We start from the raw sequence: 20,027 nt of genomic DNA, 5'->3' as shown, positions 1-20,027 counted from the left end.
GGACGCCCGAAGCGGGTTCGGGTCGGTCGGCTACCGGCTCTAGCGCGAACGGGATCATCAGGCTGGTGACCCAGCGACAAGGGAGGGAGGCTGCCGGCAGCCCGCCTGGCGTCCACAGAGTCCCCGCGGGCGCGTGCGTGGCGCAATCGAGGTGTGCGGCGTGATCGCCTACGGTGCTCACAGAAGGAACGGCGGTGACGGTGATGAGCGGTCGGTCACGAATTGAGTGGACCGAGGTCACGTGGAACCCGAGCACCGGCTGCGATCGAGTCTCGGCCGGTTGCGATCACTGCTACGCGTTGACCCTGGCTCGGCGGCTCAAGGGCATGGGTTCAGCGAAGTATCAGAACGATGGCGACCCGCGCACCAGTGGCCCCGGGTTCGGCGTGACAGTGCATGAAGAGACGCTCACGGCGCCGCTGCGTTGGCGTGACCCGCGGGTGGTGTTCGTAAACTCGATGAGCGACTTGTTCCACGCCCGGGTCCCCACGGAGTTCGTGACGCGGGTCTTCGAGGTGATGGCAGCGACCCCGCAGCACACCTACCAGGTGCTCACCAAACGGGCGATGAGGCTGCGGCGGCTCGCCTCGCTGCTGCAATGGCCAGAGAACGTGTGGATGGGCGTCTCGGTGGAAAACCTGGGCGTCGCGCACCGTGTTGATGAGCTGCGGCAGGTCCCGGCCGCGGTCCGGTTCCTGTCGTGTGAGCCGTTGCTCGGCCCGCTCGACGGGCTCGATCTGGACGGGATCAGCTGGGTCATCGTGGGCGGCGAGTCCGGGCCTGGTGCCAGGCCGATGGACCCGGCATGGCCGGCGCGACTGCGGGACATGTGCCGGGCGGCGGGTGTGCCCTTCTTCTTCAAGCAGTGGGGCGGACCGACGCCGAAGGCGGGGGGTCGGCTGCTCGACGGCCGCACCTGGGATGAGATGCCGTCGCGCGAGATTCACAGTTCAGCGCGTCGTTGACCGCGCAGGAACCCGGCATCGCGCTTGCGCTACGCCGACTCGGGGCGGACGTCCTCTGGAGCGGACGAGGAGATCACCGGCTGGTCAGGAGACGGTCCGGGGTGCTGGGACGGTACGACGATCTCGAGTGGCCGCAGCCAGAACTTGTTCTTGCCATCGTTGGTGGTGATGCCCGCGTCATAGAGCTTCTTCACCGCGGCCCGCACGTGTTTGTCCCAAGCCTGGCCCATCAGACTGTCGTAGATCTCGATGGTGCGGTCGACGGGTCGGAAGGTGCCGTACTGCTGCGGAAGCCGTGCGATGTTTTCCGCGAGCGTGTCGATCCACTCGTCGCGGTGCGACTGTTCGTATGCGTCCGGGTCAAACTCGGGCTCGGGGAACTCGAACAGCGGCTCCAGGCCATGTCGCTCCTCGTACGCGACGGTCTTGGCCGCAGCCCGTTTTGCCTCAGCGGCGTGGTAGGCGCCCATCCAGTCGCGGCCGGCGAGGCCGAGGGTGGATGCGAAGTGCCATAGGCCGTGTTGATGGCGAGTGAACAGTACGAGCACGTACTTGGGCAGCAGGTGCGGTGCGGGCTGGACCGGGATCGGGACCGCGCGGAACCCGGTCTGCTCGCCGATCTCCCGGCAGTAGCGGTCGGCGACTTCCATGGCCGCGCGGTTGGCGGTGCCATCGTCATGGTCGTTGGCGATCTCGCGGAACGTCGCGTGCCACCAGTCGCCGCCGAGGAAGCGGTCGACGGTAGCGACGGTCTTGCGCTCGGAAGCTGTCAGCCGTTGGTTGGCGCGGTGAGCCTTGCGGACCAGGCCTCCGATCCGGGCGACCGTGGACACGCTGAAGTGCAGCAGGACCTCGGTCGGTTCTCGGCGGGCCTGCGTCAGCAGCGAGTTGCACAGCTGGTGACGATCCAGCGCCGTGCCGAAGGGGTCTAGGAACACGAACAGCGCCGCACCCCGAGCGTCGCGCAGTATCGCGGGTAGGTGCCGTCCAAGTTCCCCATGGAGTGGAAGGTAGTTCGCGTCGGGCGGTGCCGTCTCGCCCAGCAGCTCGCTGAGGTGCTGGTAGTTGACCTCGTCGGCCTCGACGAATACCGCCTTGACCGCTCGAAGATCGCGCATCGACTGGGCGGCCTGCATGAACAGCAGCGGTGACCCGGGGGCACCGTCGTCGTAGCGTCCAGCCCCGGCGTAGCCGTCGACGAACACCACGCGGTTCCCCGCGGTGTGCAGGCCCGCCTTCGCCGCGAACACCACCGGATACCGTGACAAGATCCCGTGCTTGAATGCCGCAGCAGCTTGACGTCTTCGGAAGAATTCAGCACCTGCTGGCACGGGCCACCACCCACCAGTGTCGCGAACATCACTGACCGTAGCAGAGCCGTGACGTCCGTAACGGCGATCGTCCGTCACGCCGGCCGACCCTGCGGCAGGACGAGACGATCGAGGCGACGAAGCTGGTGGTCCGAGCTGATCTGCCGGGCGATCGCCCTGGCCTCGCGCGCTCGGCCGAGCGCGGCGTCCCGGTCGCCTGCGGCGGCGTGGGCGTAGGCGAGATCGACCAGGAGTCGGGACCGTGCGCGCGCCCACGTCGGTGGTAGCCGCGCGAGTGCCGCCGTGAGCTGGTCGAGCGCTTCCGCGTCGCCCACCAGGGCGAGCGCGTTCCCGCGCCACCGGTCGAGGTGCGCCCCGCCGAGGAACAGGAACGGCAGCGCCGGATCGACGGGATCGGCGGGAAGTAGACCGTAAGCGTCGTCGAACGCGCGCAGGGCGGCGTCCCGGTCGCCGGCTGCAGCGAGCGTCTCGCCGTGCTTGGCGGCGAGCCACGCGCGCATCAGGGCCGGGCCGCCGGTGGCGATGCTGCGGGCGTATGCGGCCTGATCGACGGCAGGAGCTGTGTCGTCCAGCGCGAGCAGGATCACCGTCTTTTGCGCGGTGGCGTGCGCGAGGAGCAACGGCGATCCAGCTTCGCGCGCGGCCTGCTTCGCGCGCTCGTGGTGCGCCCACGCCTGCGTGTGGTCCTCGCGGTCGAGGGCCTGCCACCCAGCGAGCGCAGATGCCTCCGTGAGAGCCCCGGCAAGTGCGGCCCGCTGGCCGACGGCCGGCAGGTGCGCGAGCAACTCCTGCATGTGGGCGATCTGGTGGCGAAGTTGATCGAGATGATGCACGCCGCCGAACTGCCGGTCGAGTACGCGGGCCTGCTCGATCTGGCCATGGAGCGCGGCGACGGTGGCGGAATCGACCATGCGGGCGACCGCGATGCGATCCCGCAGCTCGTCGGCAGGACGGTCGGTGCGCTCGTCGGGGAAGCCGAGTTCGGCGTTCGTCCGGCCATAGATCTCGCGGAACAGGCGCCGGTACTCCGGAAGGCCGACCGACTCGTGCCCGTTCTCCCACCGGGACAATTTCGTCTTGAGGCTGGTCGACGTCATGATCGTGATCTGGTCTGCGCGGGCCTGTCGTTCCAGCATCGCAATGGTCTTCGCGGCCGAGTAGCCGAGCTGTCTGCGAACCGCCTGCAACCTCGTCCGCTCTGGCATCGACTACCCCCAATCATGCCCCTGAACTGCATGGTTAATAGGAGTTATCACCTCGCGTGATAACTCCTGCCATCTGTGGGGAACGACTCTAAGCGCGTTTTCTGTGGTGCATGGAAGTCACGTCATTCACTCCGATCCGGCGGATCGCCGAGCCGGGACTGGACGTCGATCAGGCGTTGCTCGATCGAGCGCAGGTGCGACTCGATCGCGGCGAGTCGCTCGACGACCGGCAGGGAGGCCGGGCTGGCGTGGTCGGGTGGGTCTTCGCCGGACAGCACGGCGTGCAGGTGTCGCGGATGCCAGCCGAGCGCGACGGAGATGGCTTCCAGGGTCCGGGCGCTGCGGCGTCGCTGCGCGGTGTTGTGCTGCAGCTCGCGCACGATCGCCTGCGAGACGTGCGCGCGCTCCGCCAGGTCGCGCTGTCGCATGCCGAGTTCGTTCAACCGTCGGTCCATCGCCTTGGCAACGGCCGCCCAGTCCGATCCCGACACCGATTCCCCGCCCTCTCTCGTGGCCCACCCGGGCGTCGAGGTTAGCCGGACGTATCGGTTGCTCGGGGCGGATTCGCGCGATGTCTGCGTGTTTCGAGCCCTCTCTACGCCATTGTGCGCTGATATCAGCGCAAGCATAGCTGAAATTGCTTCGCAGACGGGGCTAACGCCATGAACACGCAAGATCGGGACAACGACAAGGCCGCAATGCGGCCCATCTTCTACACAGTCACTGAGGCCGCTCGCTTGCTCCGGGTGAACCGAGCAACGCTCTACCGGGCCATCCGGGAGGACGCCTTCCCGGCGGTCCGGGTGCGCTCGCGCTACGTCATCCCGGCGGTTGCCGTCGAGCGGCTTGCGGCGGACGCGACGGAATCCGGTGGGTGCGTGGACGTCGCGGCGATCGCCGCCGGGCGACGGGTAGCCCGCGAGGTAGCTCGCGTCATGGGTGACCAGCGATGAGCGGCCGGCAGGCGACGCGGGCTGCGAACGACGGTCGACGGCCACGGTGCCTGACGGTGCGGAAGGCCGCCGGGACGCTCGGGGTGCCGCAGTCGGTGATCCACCGGGCGATCCGTCTGAGCCTGCTGCGCGCGTCGAGGCAGCACGGTCTGCTCGTCGTCCGCGAGACGGACGTTCGGCGTCTGCTGGCTGGTGCGCGGTGAGCGCCCGGGACGACGAGGTGTCGGCCGTGGTGGCGCGGCTGCGGCGGCTGCGAGGAGTGGATGACGACGCACTCGCGGCGGCCATCCGCGGAGCCGCCGCGTGCCTGGAGCCGCGGGAGGACGGACAGGTGCCGGGGTGGCTGCACGACGAGTACACCGATCCCGATCTCGCGGTGCGGCTGTGCGCGGGGTGCCCGGTGCGCGACGAGTGCACCGAGCTGGAGCTGCGCCTCGCTGGTGATCGGGCGGTCGGCATGTGGGGCGCCTACGGCGAGGGCGGCAGGCAGGCGCTGCACCGCGTGTGGCAGACGGACGAATCGACCAACGAGACGGCGACGGATGCGGCCGGGCGTGTGCTCGGCGGCGAGATCGAAGGGCGGTGACGGTGATGAGCGGGGTTGAGCTGTTCCTCGGCGGCATCGCCGTCCTGGCTGTCCTGTCGGTGGTGGTGAAGGCGCGGGCCGGTGTCAAGAAGGCGCGGGCCGCTGCGGAGCTCGCTCGAGTCGGCACGAGCCCGGTATCGCTGGTCGGGCATGTGCTGATCGCCGCCGGTTTGATCGTGGGAGCGCAGTGGCTGGTGATCACCTACCTGGCGAGCAATACGACGTTGTTGCTGGTGGTGCTCGCGGTGCCGGCGCTGTTCGCCGCGTACCCGGTGACCAAGGCGTTGACCGTGATGCAGGTCGGCCCAACCCGGTCCGGAGGTGGCCGGCGATGAGCACCACCGGTGACAGCCGGGACGGCCTGTCGGCGGGTGGGCGCGGCGATGACCCTGCGCCCACCGCGCCGGGCCGGCGGGCCGGGTCCACGCACGAGGGCGTGATCCCTTCCAAGCTGCGGGAGCAGGCTCGGCAGGCGTATCGGGACAGCGTCGCGGCCGGTGCCGGGCTGAACGGCAAGGCGCTCGGCGCACGGTTCGGGCGCAGCGAGCGGTGGGGCCGCGATCGGATCGCCGAGACTCGCCCGACCCTCCGGCCAACCGGCCAGTGCAACGCCCACGGCAGCAGCCACGCCGGTGCGGCTGCCGTCGGCGAGTCCGCGCGGCAGCCGCACGGCACCGACCCGACCGCCGCAGCGGAAGGATCGGCGCCGGTTCCGGCGGGTGCACAGTTTGTGGCCTGGTTGGGGTTCGTGTTCGGCTCGGTGATGTCGGTGGCGGCGAACGTGCTGCACGCGTGGCTGCCGGCCGACGAACAGCCGGCGGGCTGGTCGCCGGGCGTCGCCCCGCAGGTCGGGTCCGCGGTGTGGCCGATCGGGCTGCTGTTGTCGGTGGAGGTGCTGTCCCGGGTGCGATGGGCGCCGGGGTTCTGGTGGGCGTTGGCCCGCTACGGCGGTGCCGGCACCGTCGCATTGGGTTCGGCGGTTATCTCCTACGGCCACCTGCACGAAGTGCTGCTCGCGTGGGACTACGGGCCGCTCGGGGCCGCGGTCGGCCCGCTCATGCTGGACGGGTTGATGGTCGTGTCCGGCTTCGCGCTGCTGGCCATGTCCCGCAGCCACGCGGACACCACTGGTTACGTGACGAACTCCGTGTCCGTGCCGAGCGCAGGCGCGACGGCGGGCGATACCGATGACTGAGCATCGCCCCGGCAGCAGCGACCCCGCGTAGCGACGATCCGCCCACCCTGCCGAACCTGCCCGCCATTCCAGCTCTGCCCTGGACGCTCCTATGGTTCGTCAAGCTGCTGTAGTGCCTGATTCGAGCTGGCGGTAGAGCTGGCGGGCGATGTAGCGCTTGAGGCAGCGTGTGATGTCGCGGTCGGTTTTGCCCTGGGCTCGGCGGCGGTCGGCGTAGGCGCGGGTGTCGGGGTCGTAGCGCAACCGGGACAGGGCGATGTTGTGCAGTGCCCGGTTGAGCTGCCGGTTGCCCGAGCGGTTGAGCCGGTAGCGCACGGTCTTGCCCGAGGAGGCGGGGATCGGGGCGGCGCCGGCGAGCATGGCGAAGGCGGCGTCGTTGCGGCACCGCCCGGGGTGTGACCAGGCGGTCAGCACGGTGGCGGCGTTGATCGGGCCGACTCCGGGCAGCTCGAGCAGGTCCGGGCGCCACGCGCGCACGATCGCCCGGATCGCCCGTTCGTGCTCGGCGGCCTCGGTTTCCAGGGCGCGGGTCCGGCGGGCGAGCGCCCGCAGCGTCGACAGGGCGGTGAAGGTGTGCACGTCGGCGCTGGTTCTGCCCGGGCGCAGCCGGGTGGCGGTGGTGAGCATCTCCCGGGTGGACTGGCCGCGGAACCGGGCCCGGACCGGTTCCGGGGCGGTGATCACCAGCGCGCGCAGCTGGCGTTGGGCGGTGCCGGCCGCGTTGATCGCGGCTTTCCGTGCGGTGAGCAGGATCTGCAGGCTATCGCGTTCGGGTCCGGTCTTGGGCTGTGCCAGCTGGGCGCGGGTCAGGGCGTCGCGGGCGGCGCGTTCGGCATCGATCGCATCCGACTTCGCACCGGCCCGGCGCGCCGGACGGAGCGGGCGGTCGAGCTCGATCACCAGCTCACCGAGCTGGTCGAGGTGGCGGGCCAGGCCGGCGCCGTAGCCGCCGGTGCCCTCGATCGCCCACCCACGCAGCCCGCCGTGGGCCTCGGCCAGCGCAACGAGTTCGCCGTAGCCGTCCGCATCAGCGGTCACCGCGATGGTGGCCAGCACCGCGCCGGTGTCGGTCGCGACCACCGCGGCGGTGTGGGTGTCGGTGTGGGTGTCGACCCCGATGACGAGCTCGACCAGTTCTGCCAACATGGACAACGCGTTCTCCTGACCTGGAGGGACGTGCGGTCCGGTCCGGATCGGAGTCGGCAGGACTGTGACGGGACACGCCAGCGGCAATCTGGCGGTCATGCTCCTGATCAAGCCAGCTGCTCCGGCCGGGCCGGTGCCGACAGCAGCAGGCGGACAAGTCCGCGCAAAGGCATCACGCCAGTCAGGCCAAGGGCCACACCCGCTGCTGTCATCACCAGCCCACCATGATCCGAGCCGGCTTCGCCATCCTCACAGTCAGGCCAGGATGGGTCCGGCCAGGACGGGCCGGTGGTGGAGGGTGTGCTCCTCTCCGACCTGGAGAGCGAGTACGTGGCCCGCCACATGCAACATCAGCGCAAGGCTGCAAGGCACGGTGGCGAACAGGTGGTGGAGGTGCGTCGCCCTGCGCCGGTGGTGCCGCGGCCCGACATGGCGCCGGTGCTGCGCAAGGCTGTGTCGGCGGTGCGCCGCCGGAGGGGTCAGGCCACGGTGTTCGTGCTCACCGGGGCGCGGGTGGCGGCCACTAACGAGCGGACCCGCAGCACACTGCGGTGGGCAGTCCGCAACGGCATCGTCTACATCGGCACCGGCGTGTGGGTGGTGGTGCGGCGGGTGTGGGAGGCGCACACCCAGTCCCGCTACGAGCGGATGATGCGGCAGGCCGAGCTGGCCGGCGACATGCAGCGCCTGATCGACTGGGAACAGCGCTCCGAACGCGCGCGGGCGCTACGCCACAAACGACGCATGGACTGGATCGCCGCCCCGTTCGCGCTGGCCAAGGCGGTCGCGGTCGCCGCGCTGACGGTAGCGGGGATGCTGCTGGCGTTGGGGATCACCCTGGCCGTCGGCTACGGCGACATCTCGTGGGTGCTTGCCCCGCTACAGGCTGCGATGGATCTGATCGCCTGGGTGGTATGGCTGGTCACCGTCGTCTGGCTACCGCTGGTGCTGGCGGCGCCCTGGTTGGCGTTGGCGGTCCTGTGGCAGCTCGGCCGCACCCACGGCACCGTGCCGACCTGGGCCGCGTCCACTCGCCTGCGCGATCAGGAGGGCGTGATCGTCACGCCCGGCGGGGTCGCGACCGCGCTCGCGCACCTGGGCATCGGGAAGCTCAACGAGGCGATCAAGAAGGGCTGGGAGGTCGAGTTCCTCACCCCACCGGTCCGGGTGAACAACTGCGGCTACCACGCGGCGTTCTCCCTGCCGATGGGCGTCACCCCAGACATGATCGCCGACCGGCGCGACGTACTGGCCCGCAACCTCAACCGCGCACCCCTGGAGGTCTGGCCCACCGCCGCCGAACGAGCCGGCTACGTCGACCTGTGGGTGGCCGACCCCGGATCCACCGAGAAACCGGCCCCGCCCTACCCGCTGCTGCACGACGGCAAGGCGGACGTGTTCGCCGGGATCCCGTTCGGGGTCTCCCAACGCGGCGACGTCATCGTTGTGGTGCTACCGGGCGGGAACCTCGTGTTCGGCGGGCTGATGGGCCAAGGCAAGTCCAACGCCGCCCGCGTCACCATGCTCGGCGCCGCACTGGACCCACTCTGCGAGCTGTGGGTGTTCGTCTTCGCCAACAACGGCGACTTCGACGCCTACCAACCACGCCTGGCCCGCTACCACCGCGGCATCGACGACACCGTGGCCGCCGCCGCACTGCAAGCGCTGCGGGACCTGTACGAGAAGGTCGCGCAACGCGAGGCACGGTTGGCCGAACTGGGCGCCAAGAAGGTCACCCGCGCCCTGGCCGAGAAGCACCCCGAGCTGCGGCCGTTGACCGCGTTGTTCTCCGAGTGCCACGAGCTGTTCGGCCACGAGCAGTTCGGGAAGGAGGCCGCGGACCTGGCCGTGCAGACCATGCGCCGCGGGCGAAAGACGGCGATCACGCTCGCGTTCGACACCCAGTCCTCGCGGGCCGACGCGATACCACCGAAGATCGTCGAACTGGTGAAGGTCAACGCCTGCTTCGCGGTCAAGTCGTGGCGGTCCAACGACGGGTTCCTCGGCGACGGTTCGTTCCAGGCCGGGATCCGGGCCACCGAGCTACGGCCTGGCAAGGATGTCGGTACGTCGCTGCTGACCGGGGCGACCGATGAGCGGTTCGAGATCCTCAAGTGGTTCTACATCGAGGCCGACGATGACACCGGCTACGACGCCGCCGCCGAGGTCATCGAACGCGCGATGACCTATCTCGAACCCGGTTCCACACACGTAGGAACCGCGATCGCGGCAACGCGCACCCAGACGGAGCGGGACATCATCGCAGACGTGGCCGCGGTACTCGGTGACGCCAAGGTCAACGTCGCGGACGTTCCACCGCGGTTGCGGAAACTCGCCCCCGACCACCCGCTCTACCGATCGATGTCCGGGGTCCAGCTCCGCGCGATCCTCGCCGAGCACGGCGTGAAGGTGCCGTCCACCGGCCGCCGCTACCCGGTCGACCCCGCCGCGATCCGCGCCCGGCTCGCCGAACGGGACGCCAAGCGGGAGGAGGAGTGATGCCGGCGAGGTCGACGTCGAAGCCGCGTACGAGGCCCTGTCGGGCATCTCCGGGAACCTCCGCACTCGACTCACTGCCTCACTTCGCGCTGGTCAGACGGGTGCGTTGGCCGGATGACGAACCTCACTCGCCGTAGCGACCGCACTGGCGACGCCACTCGACACGCGCCCCCTGTCGCGTCACGAACGTTCCGACTTGGCGCAGCGCGCGCACAGGATCGGATCGATGGCCGTTCCGGCGCGCCCGCCGGGGACGTCGCGCTGCGGAGGGCGGTGCATGTCGACGAGATCGAGCATGCGCCCGCACCGGCAGGCCAGCACCGCTCGGCCGCGCGGCGGCGCCACCACCTGGACCGTGGCGTCCGCTCGGTAGTACGGGCCCCTCACGAGCGGCGCCCAGGGAGGAGGCCACGCGCACGGCGCGCGAGGCGGGTGACCAGCGGAGGCGGTGCTACCGCGCACTCGCTCTGCCGACGGTGCTCGGCGCAGCGCGGGCACCGCGGACCGGGTCGCGCGACCATCGACGCCACCATCACGTCCGCGCCGCACACCGCGCGATACCGACCCAGACCGGTCAACACGCCCTGCTCGAACTCGCCGGCAGTGATCGCATGAGTATGACCGTCGGAGACGGAGGTCATGTCCAGCAACTCGGGCCGCCCGGCGGCCCCCGCGCAGCTCACGAGCGTGCCGCCGCGGACGGCATCGGTGCCACTCATCGGGTCCTCAGTCCGCACAGCGGACACACGAACACGCCGTTCCCGACGCGCAGCGCGACCACGCGGACGCCCGTCATGCACGACGCGGGCTCGTAGGCCCAGGCCCGGTCGAGCAGCACGGGCCGCGGGCCGTCCAGCGTCTTGCCCGCGTGCCGTCGGTAGATAGCTGCGCTCCAGCGGAGCGGCACGCCATCGTGAAGGTACCTCGTCCCGGTATCGCGCAGGCCCGGACGTTCGTGGTGGTCGTCGGTCGTCATCCCGTATTCCCGCGTTCGCGTCGGCGCTCAGAGATCGGCACACCGAGGCCGCTCGTCGTCTGGCAAGCTGTGCGAAATCAGCTTTGCGTCAGCGCTGCTGGAATGGAACGACGCGGGGCACGCCGTGGTCGCGACATTCGGAGGACAGCGGGTAGCGGAGGGAGGGGCTCATCCGTGCGCGACCGTTCGCCCTCGACCCTGCTGGAGGCGAAGATCCGCGAACGCGGCATGACTCTGGGCGAGTTCGTCGAGTACGCCGAGGAATTCGCGCGTGACCACGGCGAGCGCGGCACGATCAGCATGCGGCACCTGCAACGCCTGATCTCGCCGAGGGAGCGACCCGCGTCGCTGCAGCCCGCCACGCGCCGTCTCTTGGAAGCCATCTTCGCCACGTCCGCGATGGAGCTGCTCGGGCCGCCGCCGCGAGCGGACCTCGGCGAGGCCAACCCGCAGGTAAGCGCAGAGTGCACGTCCTCCGTCGTCGCCGACTGGCAGCGTGAGGCCGCCGAGGTCGCGCGCCTTGTCGCGCGGTCAGCGCGGGTCGATCAAGAGGCGTTGGATCTCTTGGCGTCGCAGGTCGAGAACACGCGGCGGCTCGACCGCCGCTTCGGCGCCTCGATGCTGCTCGGCGCACTGCGCCTGCACGCTGAGCATGTCGAGCAGCTGCTGATGCACGCGACCGATGCGCGCATCTGCCGATCCCTGGCCGCCGTGCTGGTCGACGCCCACACCTTGGCCGGTTGGCAATCGCTCGACCGTGGCGAGGTCGTCAAGGCGTGGTGGCACTACGGCAGAGCCGGGGAGGCTGCGCTGATCACGGAGTCATCAGCGTTGCGTGCCCATGCCCTCGCCAAGCAAGCCGTAGTGTTGTCCGACGTCGGCCGCACGGCCGACGCCGCCCATATGACCGGCCATGCCCGTTCCCTCGGGCGATCCGGATCGGCGATGGTGCGAACGTGGCTCGCCGCCGCGCATGGTGAAGCGCTGGCCGCTGCGGGTGAGCGGACGGACAGCCTCCGCGCTTTCGACGAGGCGATAGCGACGATGCCGTCCGGCTGTACCACCGACAGCGACGAGGAACCGTACGTCGGGCTCGATGACGTGCACCTCGCCCGTTGGCGCGGGCACGCCTTGGCTCGGATCGGCGATCCCGAGGCCGTGCCGGTTCTGACGGGGGCACTGCACGACCACGACGCCGAATTCACGCGAGCGGAGGCAGCGCTCCGCGTCGATCTCAGCCTCGCCCACCTGGCGACTGGCGATGCGGCAGCGGCGAACGAGCAGCGCCAAGCGGCGATGGTGGTCATTGATGCCGTCGGCTCGATACGGCAAGGGCGGCGGCTGATCACTCGCTAAGCCGTGTCGGACAGACGCTCGGGCTGAGCGTCGGCACCAACTTGGCACGGACAGCCCGAGCCGGCGGATCGTGTTGGACACCACCGGACACACGAGAACGGCACCCGAGGGGCCGTTACCAGGGGAACCGCTAGTAGGTCAGTTGATCAGTCGATACATCGGCAACGCCAGAAGGCAAAGCCGACAGCTGCGTCAGGAGTAGGAGCGATTAGGCAATCGGCCCCTTCTTCTTGATGACCTTAGCCGCTCGCCGCTTTAGCCCGGCATCTTGCTGATCAAATATCAGCCTGATCGCTACGTCGAGGAACTCGAGACCGTCAAGGCAGGTCGCAAACGAAACAGCCTTCCCCTCGTGGCTCCCTGCATTGCCGATCCACTTTATCGCCATCAAGTACTCGGCCGCTTCGGCGTTGAGAGATTGGAAAGCGACAATGCGTGCGTGCGTGTTTAACCTATCCCTCGCTGCACGTCTCCCCGGGGGAAACTTTCTTATCTTTAAGTAATCCAATAGTTGCTCAACGACTGCCCGCATGCGGTTTGCTGCAGCATTTGTATCCGACAAGAGTACGCCAGAGACGAGCAATAAGGAGTCGGCCAAATCCGGCGGCGCTCCTTTAGGGAGTGCTAATAACGGCAGCGGAGGCAAGATATGGCGGACTGACATTCCTGCGGACTGGAACTCTTCGATCGCTTCGGAGGCCGTCTCGACAATGTCAGAGTCTCGGTCGCTCCACTCCCCAATTATTGCGTGTGTCTTCGCACAAGGTGACCGCGAGCACTGTAGGATTCCATGGAAGAAGCCATACTGCCATCCGTCCCAGGTTCCGTCCCCCTGCCGTGCGTCGACACTATCGCGGCTCTCGAACCTCTCAATAGAGGCTTCAAGTGGCCCCAGTCCGCATGCGGTGCAACGAAGAGTCGGCCACTCCTTGAATGGTCCGTAGAGTTTCTCCCAAGGCGCCCGAATGTTGTCGTCTTTCATTGATCGGTGCCGTCGTCAAGGGGATGATTGTACGTACTATTCGCGTCTGTTGTAAACCTTTCTTTATGCAGGAAGGGGATCAGGCTGGTTGGAATCTCTGGCCGGCGTCCACTTATGAGATCGGCCAATGAAAGTACCTGAGCCCTAGGATACTGCACGGCGTCGTGGCTTAGGGTGCCGTATTCGCCCATCAGCGCAAGTATCGTAGGTGATGGCTCGTCTATGGTAACTATTACCGTCAGCGCGTTCCGACGTTCGGCGAATCGAACGACCCGTGCGATCGCCTCTCTATCCTCCAGCGATCGTTTAATCTCGACTGTCGCAATCACGGGATCATTGACATCGCCGCCAGCGAAACGAATCGTGCCATCGGGGCGATAAACGCCGGACCCTTCTCGGCCCTGCGCTTCGCCGCCAAGTATTAGCATGCACCATGAAGCGAACTCCGATGGCGAATTCTCGAAGAGTGCGGCACCTGCTGAAACAGTCTCGGGCAGCCCCACCATTTTGATTGAGTTTCGCACGCCTTCGCCAAAGGTGGCCCGCAGGCGCGCATCGATCATTCCGATAGTTGCTATCGATCGTTCGATGCCCACCCATCGTCTTCCGAGGCTTTGTGCGGCCACCAAGGATGTAGCCGCGCCAGCGAAAGGGTCAAGGACCACGTCGCCCTCCTTGCTACCGGCTTCGATGATGCGCGACAGGAGTGCAAGTGGCTTCTGAGATGGCAGCCCGACACGCTCGGGTGAGCGTATGGTAAGTTGTGGAATATCGACCCATGTGTCATTAAGCGCTCGACCGCTCGTCTCGTCAAGGTATCGCTTCAGGCGAGGTGTTTGGCCGGGACGCTTTTGTATGATCCGCTCAGCTTGGTACAGTTCTTCCATTCGCTGCATGGTGAAGCGCCACGAGCCTGTTACGCCGAGGAACTCGTAGACGCTGTCTGGCCGATCCTTGAACGGACTCGTTAGTGACTCGAGTCGGTAGAATCGTCCGCTATCGTCGACCGTGAATCCTTGGGCGCGGGCCTCGTCAGGGCTGAGTGGCACGAAGAGGCCGGCGGGGTTCCATTCAGTTTCACGGCTCCGGGCGTAGGCTAATATCGTGTCGTGACTATCAGTCATTCGCGAGTGCTTAGGAGCGGCGCCTGGGCTTCGTCGCCAAATGATCTCATTTCTAAATCCTGCTGGGCCAAACACGGAGTCTATTATTGGTCTGAGATAACCGCTAATAGCGGTAGGTGCCTGTAAGAACAGCCACCCTGTCGGCTTGAGTAGTCGATGCACCGCCGATATTCGCGCGGCGAGGCGCGTTACAATCGCACCCTCGCCGGTTCGGCCGAGAATTTCGATTATGGGTGGCAGGATCTGGGCAAGCTTGAGATTGCCCAGGTGTTCGACCGGGTCTGATAGGACTCTCTCCGTGTCATCCGACCATACCCATGAATCACTCGTGTCTTCCTGTACGCTACGGCTTGGTGTATCGAAATAGGCTAGGTCAATGCTGGCCTCGGAAAGGTAGTTCAGTAGAATTGGCAAATTGTCGCCAAGGAACAGCGTGTTGTGAGCGCGTCCCTCGGCATCTGACCCCGTCATGTATGAGATCTTGCCAGATCTGGCAGCCGGATGCACGCGGCCGACAGTGGATCGCCAAGGTGTTCGTGCCCGTCGGTGGACAGGTCCAACGACGCGTCTGATCCATTCATACCCAATCGATCAGTCAGTGCCCTTTGCCCGTCATCGATGTGCGCGTGCCCGGGTAGACATCTGACCGCTCCCCGCCAGAAGCGAACCGTGGTGCACCGAGCTATAGAGTCCCGCATGCGTCCCGAAGCAAAGCGCAGCCGCCCTTGACGCGGCTGGCGTGGCGTGGACGACGAGCGACCCAGCGACCTGCCAATCACATCGCGGGATCCGGTGTAGACGGCTACCCTTAGTGAATGAACCCAGCCCAGCTAGAGCGGCACTCGATGCCGGATCTGAGCCACTTGTACGAGCGCAGCATTTTGAACGTGCTCCTCGATTCCTTGGTTGGACGAAGCCAGGTACCCACCGATTACCCGAATCGCGGTTGCTGGATGAACCTTGTGCGACTCACAGACAAGGCGTTGGTCGAGTACAACTTGGCGAGCCAATCACTGAACACCTGGATCGAAAGGAAGAATCAGGGAGTCTTTAGCGCCCTATTCAAGGGTATCGACCACTTTGAAAACTGCGTAGTGTCAACACATCGAGCGATCCTCATGACTGACCGTCTACGTGCGACCGGGGTGCTGCGAAGAGCGCCCCGAGCAACAGATCGGCAGCGCGACCAATTACGAAAGATCCGAAATCATATTGAACACACCGACGAGAAGGTCAGCGACGGCAGAATCCGGCCTCCAGAGCCGTTCTTCCTTACGCCTGGGCAAACGCGGATCGAACTCGGTCCGGCACGACTAAGCTATCGCGACCTGGCTTCTTGCATAACCAAGCTGTACCGGTCGGTCGAGGTCATCCGCGGAGCTCCGAACGCATAGCGCTGCTCGGAGTGACCCAGCGAATCTGCGCGGGGATCTTGACGCTCTGCCCTTGCGTCGGAGCCCTCTCGTCGGTAGCCGCGCGACTGCGGCCCCAGAGCGTCAGCTGCACGGGCTCGGGCGGCCCCGGTGTGCCGCCTCGCTCGGGGCGTCAGCGATGGCAGCTTTCGCGCCATAGTCGTCTGTGTCATGTTCCTGGGGTGGTTCGGGTTCGTGGGTGCGAGAGTGGGTGCGAAGCGTGGTCCGCGCGTGCCTCTGACGCACCGTGTGCAGCAACGGCGGTTGACGAACGCCGAGGAAATAGCTGTGAGCGACATCACTTGTCAGGCTCATAATCCGTCAGGTCGTGGGTTCGAGTCCCACCCGCCCCACCTCTGACCAGCTAATTTAGACGTCGAACGATCACTTCGAGCGCCGGGTGCGGGTTTGGGTGCGAGTAGCACCCGAAACATGCCTGGTCAGGACGCTGAGAGCCGCAAGCGGGGCCGGATCGAGAAGCGCGGCAACTCGCTGCGCGTGCGCGTCTACGCCGGCGACGATCCGGTCACCGGCCGTCGCGTGTACCGCAACGAGACCGTGCGGGGCACGGACCGGGCTGCCGAGAAGCGTGCGCAGAAGGTGCTGACCAGACTGCTCGCCGAGGTGAACGCGCAGCGCGCCCCGACGTCCGCGGTGACGCTCTCCTACGTGCTCGCCGAGTGGCTGCGGACGGCCGAGTTGGAGGACACGACGCGGCGCACGTATGTCGGCTACATCGACCGCACGATCGTGCCCGCGATCGGCGACGTGGCAGCCGACCGGATGACCGCGCGGACGCTGGAGAGACTGTACGGCGAGCTGCGCCGCTGCCGCGTGCGCTGCGACGGCCGCCCGTTCGTCGAACATCGGTCCGCCGACGCAGAACACGACTGCGGGAAGGCGAAGTGCCGCCCGCATGTCTGCCGCCCGATGGCGGCGTCCACGGTGCGGCAGATTCACTCGATCATCAGCGCCGCCCTGTCGGCCGCCCTGCGGTGGGAGTGGATCGCGTCGAACCCCGCACGGGTCGCCCAGCGCCCGCGGCAGAAGGCACCGGAACCCGACCCGCCGTCGGCGGTCGACGCCGCCCGCCTGCTCGACGCCGCGTTCGAGATGGACGACGACTGGGGAACGCTGGTGTGGCTCGTCATGACGACGGGCATCCGGCGCGGCGAGGTGTGCGCACTCCGGTGGCGGCATGTCGATCTCGACGGCGAGACGATCGAGATCCGGCGCGCCTACACCCTGCACAAGGGCGTCGGCGTCGAGAAGGACACCAAGACCCACCAGATGCGGCGCATCGCGCTCGACTCGGAGACGGTGGCACTCCTGCGCGAGCACCGGGCCCGCGTTCAGGCCCGACTCGCGGAACTCGGCGGACCGTTCTCGGAGCAGACGTACGTGTTCACGAGCGTGAGGGCCCCCGACCACAGCAAGCCGTACTCGCCGCACGCGGTGTCGAGCCGCTACAAGGACATGGCGGAGCGGCTGGGGATCGACACGCACCTGCATGCCCTCCGCCACTACTCGGCAACCGAGCTGCTCTCGGCGGGTGTCGATCTCCGTACGGTCGCCGGTCGTCTCGGCCATGGCGGTGGGGGAGCTACAACGCTGCGCGTGTACGCGGCATGGGTCGCGGCGTCGGACCGGAAAGCGGCCGAGCTGCTCGGCTCCCGCCTACCGAAGCGGCAGCAGACCACCGAGTAAAATCGATGCTTCGCTCCCAACGACACCGACCACGGTGGCCACGGCGAGTAGAGCGCGGGCGCGCAGGTCCAGCAGTCCTCCCCAGCTGGCGGGTCAAGCAATCTGATCACTGGATGGCGGCGCGAGCGACGGTCTCCTACCCCAATCGCCGTACGTGACCGCTCCCACAGCATCGGCGAGCTCGAGGTCCCGCTCAGCAGTTCGTTGGAGCGGTCTGGACTGAGAATCCACCCACAGATTGATGGTCTCGACACCACTCATTTCTGCTCTTGTCTCGAACCACGCCCGCCACTCGGGATCGGTCTGCAGGGTCGCGGCCTCAGCCCAGTCGATCCGCAGTTGATGACGCGTTGCTGGCGTCGCGCCCAGCGTTTCCGGAATCGAACTCACCAGGGTGACGGAGGCTCCCGCCCTGCTCAGCAGGCCTGCGGGATCGGCGTACTCCCGGGCCCACCACGTCATCGTGCAGTACCTGTACGGGAGGTCCTTCCCAGGATCACCCGACCCGATCGGTGGGCACTCGATCCAGCTCTTACCAGGCGGCAATGTTGACGGATCGGGAATCTTGACCCAGCTGCGGCCGTCCAGCACTACACTCGCCGTGGGAAATCCGAGGTAGATCTCACTCGTTCCGACAGACACCGCATCGCCCTCATAAATAAACCGTCCGTCGGATTCGGTGTCGAAGTTTTCGATACCGGGCGATGACACGTGGAACGTCCCGGATCCGTCCCGCCGGGTCTGGGCGAGCATCGCGGCGATGAGGTCGGTAGCGGTCGGTTTGACCGGCGGGTTGCTCGTACTGATGGCAGACGGGCTCGGATCAGTGGCCTGGTCTGCGGCAGGCCGATCTGAGAGGTTTTTCATCAGGCCGACTGTCACGAACGCGGTTAGTGCGATGAGCACGATGGCGGCGCCGACGATCGCGAGCACGATGGCCAGGTCTGCCGACCGCCCGTCGGGATCGGCAGGCGAATCATCTTCCATCGGGGCGATGTCCTGAGATTGCGCCGTGGACACGTCCGCCTGCTTCTCCACTCCACCGTCCGGAGCGGTCGGTGCCTCCGGTTCACCACCTCTCTTGGGGCTACTCACCTCTTCCAGCGCGGGGCCCGACGCTTCATCAGGGTGTCCCGCGCTTCCCTTCCGTCGATCGTCATGGAACTTCAACTCCACGTACGTCGCCGCGAAGAAGCCGGCTGTGATGACGTATCCGGGGACAGCCAGGGCGGTGTACAGCGGGGCCGAGACCGCCGACTGCTCCACGATCTGGAACGAGAGTCCGTAGGCAAGGAGCCACCATAGCTGGGGAATCGTCATCGTCAGGACGAAGCGTGCAGCCGTCGGCCAGAACCGGCCGCGGACGAGCTCGAAACACCTCCGAATTCCACGTTTCTCGAGCGTGACCACAGCAATGAGTGGCACGGTGACGATCAGGACGTAAACGCCTGGCACCACGAGGAGCAGCAGGCCGACCATGAGGATCGCGATGGTCGCCAGGAGCCATCCGAGCAGCGGGAGCAGGCGGAGCACGGCGACCCGCAACCCGACCAGCGCGGACGTCACGTCCCCCGACGCGAGCCGAACCATGACTACGATCGCCGCGCTGTAAAAGGTCGCCCGGATGATGTGCGCGAACAGGGAATAGAGCTTCGTGGCCCAGTCCCCGTCACCGGTCAGGGTCCCTCGGGCGTCCCCGATCCCAATTCCGGCCGACCCGAACCATAATCCGTCGCCCGTCGGCTCGATGGTCATCCAGTTCAGCAGATCGACGGCGTCCGCGGCGGCTGCCACGGCGGCAAGCACTATCAGAGGCGCGGCGCTGCGACGGATGAGCGAGAAGGCGCTACTGAACCAGCGTCCGATGCCTTCTGGCGCGAGCTCGTCGGGAGTTGCGGATCGGTGTGAGGCGAGCGGTTCGGCGGCGTCGTCGTCGCTCTCATCACGTGTCTGCTCGGGCACCCGGGCGGCCAGCCGCCGCCGCCCGTCGGAGACGGCGATGATGATCGTGCCGAGCAGCAGGCCTGCGACCAGGGAGCACAGCGTTCCGGCTGTGTGGATCACGGCGACGGCCAGGAGGCTCGACGGGGAGAGGTCGCCGGCGAGCGTCACACCGAGGTCCACCCACGCGGCGACGTGAGTCAGCCTCGCGAGCAAGGTCGCAATCCACCATGCGGTCACCGACCTGGTGCGCGGCGCCGCCTCGGTGCTGCTCGCCTGCAGGACATCGGCGACGATCAGGGGTGGGAGTAGGAGATTGACGACTGGGACGAACCAGGCGCCGATCGCCCAGCCGCGGCCATACCGGTGTGCTGCTCGTGAGAGCCTCTCCGAGCCCTTCCGTGCCTGGTAGAGCCATGCGAGGAAGGCCAGCCCCACCCCGGCCTGCACAACCAGCGCGCTTCCCACGACAGTGGCTGTCGTCGTGATCGACGACAGGGATGTCTCGTAAGCGCCCATCGGCGAGCCCGTGGCGAGCCGGGCTGCGGTCCGGTAGAGCTGCCAGCAGCCGTAGCTGATCGCGACTGGTGGGGCGACCGCGCCGACCAGCACGAGGGCCCAGACGACGTGCACGGGCGGATGCAGCCAA

18 protein-coding genes are annotated in these 20,027 nt (G+C 67.3%); 10 read left to right on the top strand and 8 right to left on the bottom strand.

The genetic code is table 11. The features are described from left to right. Positions 1 to 203: 203 nt before the first annotated feature. Complete coding sequence (locus ABEA81_RS32445; RefSeq protein ID WP_345610514.1) at positions 204 to 965, top strand: DUF5131 family protein; 762 nt, start codon at positions 204 to 206, stop codon at positions 963 to 965. 29 nt (positions 966 to 994) lie between these two features. Here ABEA81_RS32445 and tcmP read toward each other — a convergent pair whose 3' ends face one another. From tcmP to ABEA81_RS32430, 3 genes are all read right to left on the bottom strand, one after another. After that, a complete protein-coding gene (tcmP, locus tag ABEA81_RS32440) occupies positions 995 to 2,296 on the bottom strand; it encodes a three-Cys-motif partner protein TcmP (protein WP_345610513.1) in 1,302 nt (433 codons plus the stop codon). 74 nt (positions 2,297 to 2,370) lie between these two features. Beyond that, positions 2,371 to 3,483 carry a tetratricopeptide repeat protein gene (locus ABEA81_RS32435; protein ID WP_345610445.1) on the bottom strand — a complete coding sequence of 371 codons (1,113 nt, stop codon included), beginning with the start codon at positions 3,481 to 3,483 and terminating at the stop codon, positions 2,371 to 2,373. 140 nt (positions 3,484 to 3,623) lie between these two features. Further along, a complete protein-coding gene (locus ABEA81_RS32430) occupies positions 3,624 to 3,992 on the bottom strand; it encodes a helix-turn-helix domain-containing protein (RefSeq protein ID WP_345610444.1) in 369 nt (122 codons plus the stop codon). A 171-nt stretch (positions 3,993 to 4,163) separates the two neighbouring features. Here ABEA81_RS32430 and ABEA81_RS32425 point away from each other — a divergent pair, with 171 nt between their 5' ends. The 5 genes from ABEA81_RS32425 to ABEA81_RS32405 are packed head-to-tail and all read left to right on the top strand — an operon-like array spanning position 4,164 to position 6,235. Beyond that, positions 4,164 to 4,454 (top strand): helix-turn-helix domain-containing protein, encoded by a 291-nt coding sequence (locus tag ABEA81_RS32425; protein ID WP_345610443.1) that lies wholly within the window; start codon positions 4,164 to 4,166, stop codon positions 4,452 to 4,454. A gap of 56 nt (positions 4,455 to 4,510) precedes the next feature. After that, positions 4,511 to 4,657: a hypothetical protein gene (locus ABEA81_RS32420; RefSeq protein WP_345610442.1), complete on the top strand. Its 147-nt coding sequence runs from the start codon at positions 4,511 to 4,513 to the stop codon at positions 4,655 to 4,657. Further along, a complete protein-coding gene (locus ABEA81_RS32415) occupies positions 4,654 to 5,040 on the top strand; it encodes a WhiB family transcriptional regulator (RefSeq protein WP_345610440.1) in 387 nt (128 codons plus the stop codon). The genes ABEA81_RS32420 and ABEA81_RS32415 overlap by 4 nt, the downstream gene beginning before the upstream one ends. Positions 5,041 to 5,045: 5 nt before the next feature. Further along, on the top strand, positions 5,046 to 5,375 hold the full coding sequence (locus tag ABEA81_RS32410) for a hypothetical protein (protein ID WP_345610512.1): 330 nt from the start codon (positions 5,046 to 5,048) through the stop codon (positions 5,373 to 5,375). Further along, on the top strand, positions 5,372 to 6,235 hold the full coding sequence (locus ABEA81_RS32405; protein WP_345610439.1) for a hypothetical protein: 864 nt from the start codon (positions 5,372 to 5,374) through the stop codon (positions 6,233 to 6,235). Before ABEA81_RS32410 ends, ABEA81_RS32405 begins: the two co-directional genes overlap by 4 nt. 99 nt (positions 6,236 to 6,334) lie before the next feature. Here the strand turns inward: ABEA81_RS32405 and ABEA81_RS32400 are convergent, their stop codons facing one another. Further along, positions 6,335 to 7,381, bottom strand: a complete 1,047-nt coding sequence (locus ABEA81_RS32400; protein ID WP_345610438.1) for an IS110 family RNA-guided transposase — start codon at positions 7,379 to 7,381, stop codon at positions 6,335 to 6,337. 288 nt (positions 7,382 to 7,669) lie between these two features. On the opposite strand from ABEA81_RS32400, the gene ABEA81_RS32395 reads away from it, so the two are divergent. Continuing rightward, entirely contained in the window at positions 7,670 to 9,880 is a 2,211-nt protein-coding gene (locus tag ABEA81_RS32395) for a cell division protein FtsK (RefSeq protein WP_345610437.1), read from the top strand. A gap of 715 nt (positions 9,881 to 10,595) precedes the next feature. On the opposite strand, the gene ABEA81_RS32390 is transcribed toward ABEA81_RS32395, so the two are convergent. Next, complete coding sequence (locus ABEA81_RS32390) at positions 10,596 to 10,856, bottom strand: hypothetical protein (protein ID WP_345610435.1); 261 nt, start codon at positions 10,854 to 10,856, stop codon at positions 10,596 to 10,598. Positions 10,857 to 11,030: 174 nt separating this feature from the next. Between ABEA81_RS32390 and ABEA81_RS32385 the strand changes: the two genes are divergently transcribed. After that, positions 11,031 to 12,212 (top strand): hypothetical protein, encoded by a 1,182-nt coding sequence (locus tag ABEA81_RS32385; protein ID WP_345610434.1) that lies wholly within the window; start codon positions 11,031 to 11,033, stop codon positions 12,210 to 12,212. 208 nt (positions 12,213 to 12,420) lie between these two features. Here ABEA81_RS32385 and ABEA81_RS32380 read toward each other — a convergent pair whose 3' ends face one another. Then, entirely contained in the window at positions 12,421 to 13,194 is a 774-nt protein-coding gene (locus ABEA81_RS32380) for a DUF4145 domain-containing protein (RefSeq protein ID WP_345610433.1), read from the bottom strand. Further along, positions 13,191 to 14,789, bottom strand: a complete 1,599-nt coding sequence (locus tag ABEA81_RS32375) for a site-specific DNA-methyltransferase (protein WP_345610431.1) — start codon at positions 14,787 to 14,789, stop codon at positions 13,191 to 13,193. Before ABEA81_RS32375 ends, ABEA81_RS32380 begins: the two co-directional genes overlap by 4 nt. A 344-nt stretch (positions 14,790 to 15,133) precedes the next feature. Here ABEA81_RS32375 and ABEA81_RS32370 point away from each other — a divergent pair, with 344 nt between their 5' ends. Both ABEA81_RS32370 and ABEA81_RS32365 read left to right on the top strand, forming a co-directional pair. Then, a complete protein-coding gene (locus ABEA81_RS32370; protein WP_345610430.1) occupies positions 15,134 to 15,712 on the top strand; it encodes a hypothetical protein in 579 nt (192 codons plus the stop codon). Between the two features lie 450 nt (positions 15,713 to 16,162). Next, positions 16,163 to 17,437, top strand: coding sequence for a site-specific integrase (locus tag ABEA81_RS32365; RefSeq protein ID WP_345610428.1), 1,275 nt, complete (start codon positions 16,163 to 16,165; stop codon positions 17,435 to 17,437). 93 nt (positions 17,438 to 17,530) lie between these two features. Here ABEA81_RS32365 and ABEA81_RS32360 read toward each other — a convergent pair whose 3' ends face one another. Further along, positions 17,531 to 20,011, bottom strand: coding sequence for a DUF4328 domain-containing protein (locus tag ABEA81_RS32360; protein ID WP_345610426.1), 2,481 nt, complete (start codon positions 20,009 to 20,011; stop codon positions 17,531 to 17,533). Positions 20,012 to 20,027: the final 16 nt, after the last annotated feature.

Origin of the sequence: Pseudonocardia adelaidensis (assembly GCF_039543345.1) — a bacterium.
Lineage (GTDB): Bacteria > Actinomycetota > Actinomycetes > Mycobacteriales > Pseudonocardiaceae > Pseudonocardia > Pseudonocardia adelaidensis.
Note: the sequence above shows the minus strand (reverse complement) of the source record. Positions and strands in the feature narration are given on the sequence as shown.

Bases quoted from the DNA above. Each gene is read 5' to 3' on its own strand.
- ABEA81_RS32445 (WP_345610514.1), top strand. From the start codon at position 204: ATGAGCGGTCGGTCACGAATTGAGTGGACCGAGGTCACGTGGAACCCG.
- ABEA81_RS32425 (WP_345610443.1), top strand. From the start codon at position 4,164: ATGAACACGCAAGATCGGGACAACGACAAGGCCGCAATGCGGCCCATC.
- ABEA81_RS32410 (WP_345610512.1), top strand. From the start codon at position 5,046: ATGAGCGGGGTTGAGCTGTTCCTCGGCGGCATCGCCGTCCTGGCTGTC.
- ABEA81_RS32405 (WP_345610439.1), top strand. From the start codon at position 5,372: ATGAGCACCACCGGTGACAGCCGGGACGGCCTGTCGGCGGGTGGGCGC.
- ABEA81_RS32400 (WP_345610438.1), bottom strand. From the start codon at position 7,381: ATGTTGGCAGAACTGGTCGAGCTCGTCATCGGGGTCGACACCCACACC.
- ABEA81_RS32390 (WP_345610435.1), bottom strand. From the start codon at position 10,856: ATGACGACCGACGACCACCACGAACGTCCGGGCCTGCGCGATACCGGG.
- ABEA81_RS32380 (WP_345610433.1), bottom strand. From the start codon at position 13,194: ATGAAAGACGACAACATTCGGGCGCCTTGGGAGAAACTCTACGGACCA.
- ABEA81_RS32375 (WP_345610431.1), bottom strand. From the start codon at position 14,789: ATGACGGGGTCAGATGCCGAGGGACGCGCTCACAACACGCTGTTCCTT.
- ABEA81_RS32370 (WP_345610430.1), top strand. From the start codon at position 15,134: ATGAACCCAGCCCAGCTAGAGCGGCACTCGATGCCGGATCTGAGCCAC.
- ABEA81_RS32365 (WP_345610428.1), top strand. From the start codon at position 16,163: ATGCCTGGTCAGGACGCTGAGAGCCGCAAGCGGGGCCGGATCGAGAAG.